This is a genomic window from Stenoxybacter acetivorans DSM 19021, from assembly GCF_000745895.1.
In the GTDB taxonomy this organism is placed as follows: Bacteria; Pseudomonadota; Gammaproteobacteria; order Burkholderiales; family Neisseriaceae; genus Stenoxybacter; species Stenoxybacter acetivorans.
The window spans coordinates 110,041-113,552 of the sequence record NZ_KN050771.1 but is presented as its reverse complement, the minus strand read 5'-3'; the positions used below and the strand labels follow the sequence as shown (position 1 = coordinate 113,552).

2 protein-coding genes and 1 pseudogene are annotated in these 3,512 nt (G+C 44.4%); all 3 read right to left on the bottom strand.

Features of this window, described 5'->3' with window-relative positions:
• Window positions 1–279: pseudogene (locus Q384_RS14205) on the bottom strand (IS1595 family transposase); the annotation flags it as partial.
• Window positions 192–2,828, bottom strand: a complete 2,637-nt coding sequence (locus tag Q384_RS11570) for a type I restriction endonuclease subunit R (RefSeq protein WP_084224483.1) — start codon at window positions 2,826–2,828, stop codon at window positions 192–194. The gene Q384_RS11570 and the pseudogene Q384_RS14205, both read right to left, overlap by 88 nt.
• Entirely contained in the window at window positions 2,828–3,349 is a 522-nt protein-coding gene (locus Q384_RS11565; RefSeq protein ID WP_037588349.1) for a transposase, read from the bottom strand. Before Q384_RS11565 ends, Q384_RS11570 begins: the two co-directional genes overlap by 1 nt.
• Window positions 3,350–3,512 lie beyond the last annotated feature (163 nt).

Here is a 3,512-nt window from a genome sequence, read left to right as displayed (position 1 = left end):
TTTACCGCCGGCACCGCGCCCGCGCTTACCGCGCACCCGCTTGGCACCGAAGTAACTTTCATCGGCTTCCAATTCCCCGTTGAAAGGCGTATTTTGCAAACAATACGTAAAAATTCGCAACCTAATCTTTGTGTATATTCGATTGATTGACTGACGACTGATTCCGGTTAATTTTGCGGTTTGAGAGGCAGTTAAATCAAGCGAAAAACACTTGATAATTTGCCGCATTTTTGCATCAGAAAGTGACGAACTTTTTTGGTACTTGCAAACCATTGCCATGACTCCTTTTTAGACATTTTAATGCCTTGTTTGGTTGTCATGTCCCTATCTTTTAAGTCAAGATACACACCTTGATAATCCTGATAGTCGCGCTCTGAAATTATTTCATTACCCTCGAATTCGTCAAACGCCGTCAGCACATTTCGCAGCCTGAGAATTGCACCAAACAGCTTGATAAATTCCTTTTGGTTTTCTTCGCCGATAATGGGCAAACCGAGTGGGAACTCCGTCGTGAGTTTTTCAATTAACTCGGTATAACCGGGCTTTTGCTCACCGTCTTTTTCATATCCGTCCATATACTCACGAAACGTGCGAATAATAACGATGCCGCCCGCTTCGCGGTTGCCAAATAGAGAAATCGCCTCATCGGTAGCCTGTTTCAGATCACGGAAGCAGACGATATTCCCAAACGTTTTCACGCTGTTGAGTATGCGGTTAGTTCGGCTGAACGCTTGCATCAGTCCGTGTTGGCGGAGGTTTTTATCTACCCACAGCGTGTTTAGTGTCGTTGCGTCAAAACCCGTGAGAAACATATTCACGACAATCAACAGGTCAATCTCGCGGTCTTTCACCTTCTGTGAGAGATCTTTATAGTAGTTTTGAAATTTGTCTGCTGAGGTATCGTAGTTGGTGGCGAACATGGCGTTATAGTCCGCAATCACGCTTTCGAGAAAATCGCGGCTGTTTTTATCCAGCCTGTCGTTATCAAATTCCTCGTCCGCATCTTCTTCATTGGCGGCATAGCTGAAAATCGTTGCAATTTTCAGCCCGCTACCGCGCCTGCGCAATTCTTCATAATACCGTTTAGCGGCGGAAATGCTTGATGCGGCAAAAATGGAATTAAATCCTGCCAGCCGCTTGCCTTTAACCGTATAGTGTTCGTTGCGCTTGGTTTTCTGATCGAAGTGTTCAAGGATATAGTCCGCAACAAGCGATATGCGTTTATCGTCAAGCAATGCCCGTTCTGCGTCAATCGCACTGATTTTCTTGTCCGCGATGCCGTCTTTTTCCTTAACAGTATTGATAAAATCAATACGAAACGGCAAAACGTTTCCATCGTTGATTGCATCTACTATTGTATAACTGTGAAGCTTGCTGCCAAACGCCTGTTCGGTGGTTTTCAGCAAGGGATTGCCGCTGTTGCTTGAGTTTGCGGCAAAAATCGGCGTTCCCGTGAATCCAAATATATGGTAGTTCTTGAACGCCTTAATAATCGCCGTGTGCATATCGCCAAACTGAGAGCGATGGCACTCATCAAAAATCAGCACAACGTGTTTCTTGAATATATCGTGTGCCTTATTCTTGGCGATAAATACACTGAGTTTTTGTATTGTTGTAACGATTATCGGCTGGTTAGTTTGCTTGCTCTTGAGCATTTCGCCGTTTGCCTTGGTCAACTGTTCCGCAAGCACATTGGTGCTGTTATTGCCGTTCGCCGAACCTTTTGCGAATTTGTCGTATTCTTTCATTGTTTGATAATCAAGGTCTTTGCGGTCAACAACAAACAACACCTTGTCTATATACGGCAATGCCGCGGCAAGTTGTGCGGTTTTGAAGCTCGTCAGCGTTTTGCCGCTGCCCGTGGTATGCCAAACATAACCGCCACCTTCAACCGTGCCATACTTTTTATAATTATTCGCTATCTCAATACGGCTCAAAATCCGCTCGGTTGCCGCAATTTGATACGGACGCATCACCAACAGTAAATCCTCGCTCGTAAACATGCAATAGCGCGTGAGGATACTCAAAATCGTGTGCTTGGCAAAAAACGTCTTGGTAAAATCCACAAGATCGGCAATCACCTTATTGCTTGCGTCCGCCCAAAAAGAAGTAAACTCAAAGCTGTTAGATGTTCTCTTGGTTTTACGAATGCCTGCCGCTTCTTTAACGGAAAGCTCGCGGGTTGTGTTGCTGTAATACTTGGTATTTGTACCGTTCGAGATAACGAAAAGCTGCACATACTCAAACAAGCCCGACCCTGCCCAAAAGCTGTCGCGCTGATAACGATTGATTTGATTGAACGCCTCACGAATAGCCACGCCGCGCCGTTTTAATTCAATATGTACGAGCGGCAGACCATTTACCAGAATGGTTACATCGTAGCGGTTTTTATACGTTCCGCTCCCCGTCTCATACTGGTTAATGATTTGCAGGCAGTTATTGTGAATATGTTTTTTATCAATCAGATAAATGTTTTTTGTTGTGCCGTCATCGCGTTTGAACGCCTGAACAAAATCCTCTTGAATGCGACGCGTCTTTTGCACAATACTTTCGTTTGCATTTGCCACGCACGAAGAAAAAAACCTTTGCCATTCTGCATCGGCAAAGGTCATATTGTTCAGCCGTTCCAAACAAACACGCATATTTTGAATTAACGCCGCCTCGTTCGTTACCTTAATGTGTTCGTAGCCCTGCTGAACCAGCAAATTGATAAATGCTGCTTCTAACGCCGCTTCAGACTGATAAGCGTCCGAACGGTTTTCCACAGGCGTATATTCAGCGACAACAGTTTCAAGCGATGTTTTGGCAACGATATTCACTTGGTTCATTATTTACCCCCATAAAAACAATCATTTTCCCAATTTGCAGGGTTATTTTGAATATATTCGGCAATGCGTTTATAGTCATTTTCGTTACGTATGATGTGGTCGTGAAAAGATTTTTGCCAAACAGAATAACCAATCTTTTTCGTTATTGCGCCCTTCCATTGTTTGATAATTCGTGACACCGTAGGGTGCGGGCGAATGCAATTCGCCCCTACGGTTCGCCCGTCTTGCCCATCGTTAAAAATAATCATATGGATATGGTTTGGCATAATCACATAATGCAAAACAAAAATATTGAAATATGTATTTGATATAACAGATATTTCATTTTCAACAATGCACCCAATTTCTGATAATTTCGGGCGAAATAGCGGGCGAACACAGTTCGCCCCTACAGGTGTGCGTTCGATACGCCCCAATATTTCGGCACGGTCTTTTGTGCATATTGTTATAAAATACGCGCCGTTTTGAGAATAATCGTAACCTTGCAAACGGTTGCGTTTGCGCGTTGGCAATTCTTTCATCACATTATCCATTGTTCGGGCAACACCGCAGGGGCTCGGGCGAATACAATTCGCCCCCTACGGATTCCTTCATACAATAATCTCTTTTCGACCTGACAACGTAGGCGAACTCTGTTCGCCCGTCTTCCCTCGACCGTGTTTCTATGCCCAACCTGATTGCGGG